General features: G+C 38.8%; 5 protein-coding genes and 1 pseudogene. 2 read left to right on the top strand and 4 right to left on the bottom strand.

Annotated features, from left to right (window positions below):
• Nucleotides 1-632, bottom strand: a pseudogene (locus VE944_RS08780) (precorrin-3B C(17)-methyltransferase); the annotation flags it as partial.
• Nucleotides 633-807: 175 nt separating this feature from the next.
• Between VE944_RS08780 and VE944_RS08775 the strand changes: the two are divergent.
• Nucleotides 808-1,056 carry a helix-turn-helix domain-containing protein gene (locus VE944_RS08775; RefSeq protein ID WP_100897345.1) on the top strand — a complete coding sequence of 83 codons (249 nt, stop codon included), beginning with the start codon at nucleotides 808-810 and terminating at the stop codon, nucleotides 1,054-1,056.
• A complete protein-coding gene (locus VE944_RS08770) occupies nucleotides 1,038-1,727 on the top strand; it encodes a BglII/BstYI family type II restriction endonuclease (RefSeq protein WP_324975276.1) in 690 nt (229 codons plus the stop codon). Before VE944_RS08775 ends, VE944_RS08770 begins: the two co-directional genes overlap by 19 nt.
• A gap of 11 nt (nucleotides 1,728-1,738) precedes the next feature.
• On the opposite strand, the gene VE944_RS08765 is transcribed toward VE944_RS08770, so the two are convergent.
• Genes VE944_RS08765 through VE944_RS08755 form a run of 3 tightly spaced genes read right to left on the bottom strand, consistent with a single transcriptional unit; the run spans nucleotide 1,739 to nucleotide 3,413 of the window.
• A complete protein-coding gene (locus tag VE944_RS08765) occupies nucleotides 1,739-2,848 on the bottom strand; it encodes a DNA-methyltransferase (RefSeq protein WP_324975271.1) in 1,110 nt (369 codons plus the stop codon).
• 59 nt (nucleotides 2,849-2,907) lie between these two features.
• Nucleotides 2,908-3,081, bottom strand: a complete 174-nt coding sequence (locus VE944_RS08760; RefSeq protein WP_324975269.1) for a hypothetical protein — start codon at nucleotides 3,079-3,081, stop codon at nucleotides 2,908-2,910.
• Nucleotides 3,078-3,413, bottom strand: coding sequence for a hypothetical protein (locus VE944_RS08755; protein WP_324975266.1), 336 nt, complete (start codon nucleotides 3,411-3,413; stop codon nucleotides 3,078-3,080). The genes VE944_RS08760 and VE944_RS08755 overlap by 4 nt, the downstream gene beginning before the upstream one ends.
• Nucleotide 3,414: the final 1 nt, after the last annotated feature.

Raw genomic sequence — 3,414 nt, 5'->3', positions numbered from 1 at the left:
ATCGTTGCTGGGTGGTAGACAAGGCAGTTGGCTGTAGGAGCCACCAAACGTTCCGTAACTTGAATGGTCAAATCTCCCTGTGGATCTATGGGCAGTTTACTATGGCTTAACCAAGGCGCTACTCCTTCTAACTTGACTTTTACCCCGGCTAGCAAATCTGAGATAAATTTCTTAGCATCGTCTGGGTTTGCTAAATAGTATCCAGGGGGAGGAGACAACAGGGTTGTGCCCAAACGTAAATCGCCTGTGGTCGTAATTGCAGGCTTGACATCAAGCGCTTCGGCAATGCGACGGGCTAAATCGTTTACCCCACCCAGTCCGCCCAAGAGGGGGACAACAGCACTACCATCTTCCGCCACAGCTAACACTGGTGGTTCCTGTCGTTTATCCGAGATTACGGGCGCTAGCGTCCTAATTAAAATGCCGGCGGCACAAATGCCAATTAGCGGGGTTCCTTGGGCAAATAACTCGCGCAACGTCTCGCCAAAGTTAGTAAAGCTGACATCAACTCCAGATGTGCGATCGGCTAGACCGTATAGTGTCGCCCCTGGTAGCACAGTGATTATTTTGCGTGCTACTGTCACGCTATTTTGACCTAGTATTACAATGGCGGGTGCAACGTTCATCATCATAAGTAGATATCTTACAAAATTTGATATCCTTCAAATGAAAGCACAGATTTAGATATACTTAAAACCTATTTTGGGTTTATCCCATATTAGGTTTTACAATTTAACTGAGTTTAATAATATGTACTAGCTTTCATTGAGATCGAATAAACCATCGCCAGAAAAAAGGCAAGCTAAAGTGCCTAAATCAGTTTTCAGCGAAGAGTACAATCGGTTTCGCCAGCTACTTATAGAAGCCCGCAAAGCTGCCAAGCTCACTCAAGCAGAGTTGTCAGCAAAGCTAGAGCTTCCGCAATCCTATGTATCAAAGTATGAACGTGGAGAGCGTCGTCTTGACGTGATTGAATTTTTACAAGTTGCCCAAGTTCTTGAAATCGATCCGCTTGCTTTTATCGAAGAACTGTTGAAATACCAAAAGGAGACATAATAATCATTATTCAATATATTGACTTTAACGCAGCAGATACAATCATTAATACCCAATACCAGAACGAATGGCATGAGATTATTACTACTCTCACTAGAATGCCTTTGCACATTAAAGCTTCAGATCAAGCTGGAATTCAGGGTAATGCAATATTCGATCCAGTAGGTACGAACGAATACATTAAAGCTGCCTTTATTCATGATGATTGGAAATCAAATATACCTATTCCAGCACCGTACAGATTTTTGGGTACAGAGGTTGATTTTGCCAAAGCTGGTATCATTATTGAAATTCAGTTTTCTAATTATCCCTTCCTACTCAATAACACCTTGCGCTCAGAATTGTTCTTCAAAGCTAAAACTGAATTTGTTGGATACCAGACTAATTTGGTAATTATAGTAACAAAGGCTCTGATGTTTCCTGCTTCTAATAGCACTCTTTATTACGAGCAAGCTGTTAATCAGCTAACAGCTTTGACTAAATACCAAGTTTTTGATGTACCAATCAGACTGGTTGGGTTATTTGAACAACAGAATACAATAGTACCTATTATCTGGACTGAGTATTCATCTAAAAGATATTCTAGAACTGTGAATACTAGAGTTAGTCGCCAATGCCAAATCATTAGTGGGCGTTCGGCTCGTAGTCGTTGCCTATTTAACTTATTGTAAGAATTAATGTATTAACTCCATAATCTCAATTCAATTTGTTCTATTTCTTCTACTTTTTCTACTATTTTATTTTGCAAATAGGTCTTTTTACCATTACCATTAAGCTTTGGATCTACTGGAATCTCTTCACCTCTTAGATTAGCTGCAAAAGCCGATTCTTCATGGATTAATCTATCTTCCATTTCTTGCAAGTGATACTCTTCTGGATAAATTTTTGCTTTGCCGCGTTCTGAAGCTTTATTTCCTACTTGCACATCAAAATGGAATTTATCAATAGATTGACTAGTTTTTTCAACATAATCACGCAATGTTTTTAAATTTGGAAAAAAACCATTTTTATCTGGATTGCCACTGAGACGACGCAACGCAACTTGATGATATTTTGGCTCAATTTCTGATCCGATAAAATGACGTTCATGATCTCTCGCAACCACTGCCGCAGTACCAGAACCCATAAATGGATCTAAAACAATATCATTTTTGTCAGTTGTAGCTAAGATAATTCTAGCTACCAAATCTTCTGGAAATTGGCAGGGATGTATAGTTTGTTCTTCATGGTTGTGTTTAACATTCCGAAATAGCCAAATATCACCAGGATTTTTACCTTCTGGATTACATGAAAGTTCACCTTTCCGATTTCCTCGATAATGTTTCTTATTTTGATACTTTTGTGGAACTCTAATAGCATCTAGATTAAATTTATAATTATCAGATTTAGTAAACCAAAGAATACTTTCATGTCTACAAGAAAGCTTTTTCTGTGCATGAAGGCCATGTTGCCTAGCCCATATAATTCGGTTGCGAGGAATTAATCTGCATGACTCTAAAATCGGAAAAAAGCGAATATCCAGAGGAATCAGTATTCCTCGGTCAGAAAAAGCACCAACTTGCCAAAATAGCGAACCTGTATTTTTAAGAATCCGGCTACATTCAAGCAAAATGGCTGTTTGTTCTGCCAAATAAATCTCAAGAGCCTGTCTTGATTCGTATTCTTTGCCTAGATTATAAGGTGGAGAAGATACAACTAAGTCAACACATTCATCTGGCAGATTACTAAGCAGTTGTAAGCTATCCTCTAAGAGAATTTGATCTAAAGGTAGATTCTCTCTATTAATCTCCATTACGATACCTACCTTGCAAGTAATACTAGACTTTAGTGATTTTAACCTATTTTAGGTTATTAGCCAATTGTTGAGAAAAATATTAGGAGTAAGTAGAGTACAATAGCAAACTTACTATAATAATCTACCTTGCTGGTGTAGGCATACCTAAAGGCGATCGCATTTTTGAGGAAATTAGGGGTGCGATCGCATTTCCTAAAATAAAAAATGCGATCGTTCGCTTCTTGTTTCAATTAGCTTTACGCTCTTTAAGGACTTGATCTAGCAAGTTTCTAGCAGATTGTGCTTTAGCCAACGCTATTTGATGGTCATTATAAGCCCGAACAAGGCGAGCAAGACTACTCACACCTGTCTTGAGTTGTTCAAGTTCTTCACCAGCAACTAGTTCACCATCAAGCATCCGCCCGATTAATGGTTTGATGTCGCCCACTTCCTGCCGGACTTTTTGGAGTTTTTCTAAGCTACTCAGTAAGGTTTTGAGTGAGTTCAAGATGTCGTCAATATCTTGGACATCCTCCACTGTTTCCGGTAAATCTTCAATTGTCACTGTATCTTCATCTGATATT

Source organism: Nostoc sp., assembly GCF_035638895.1.
Taxonomy (GTDB): domain Bacteria; phylum Cyanobacteriota; class Cyanobacteriia; order Cyanobacteriales; family Nostocaceae; genus Nostoc.
This window is presented reverse-complemented; position numbering and strand designations above follow the sequence as displayed.

Excerpts from the sequence above, each read along its gene's own strand:
- VE944_RS08765 (WP_324975271.1), bottom strand. The coding sequence starts at position 2,848 with ATGGAGATTAATAGAGAGAATCTACCTTTAGATCAAATTCTCTTAGAG.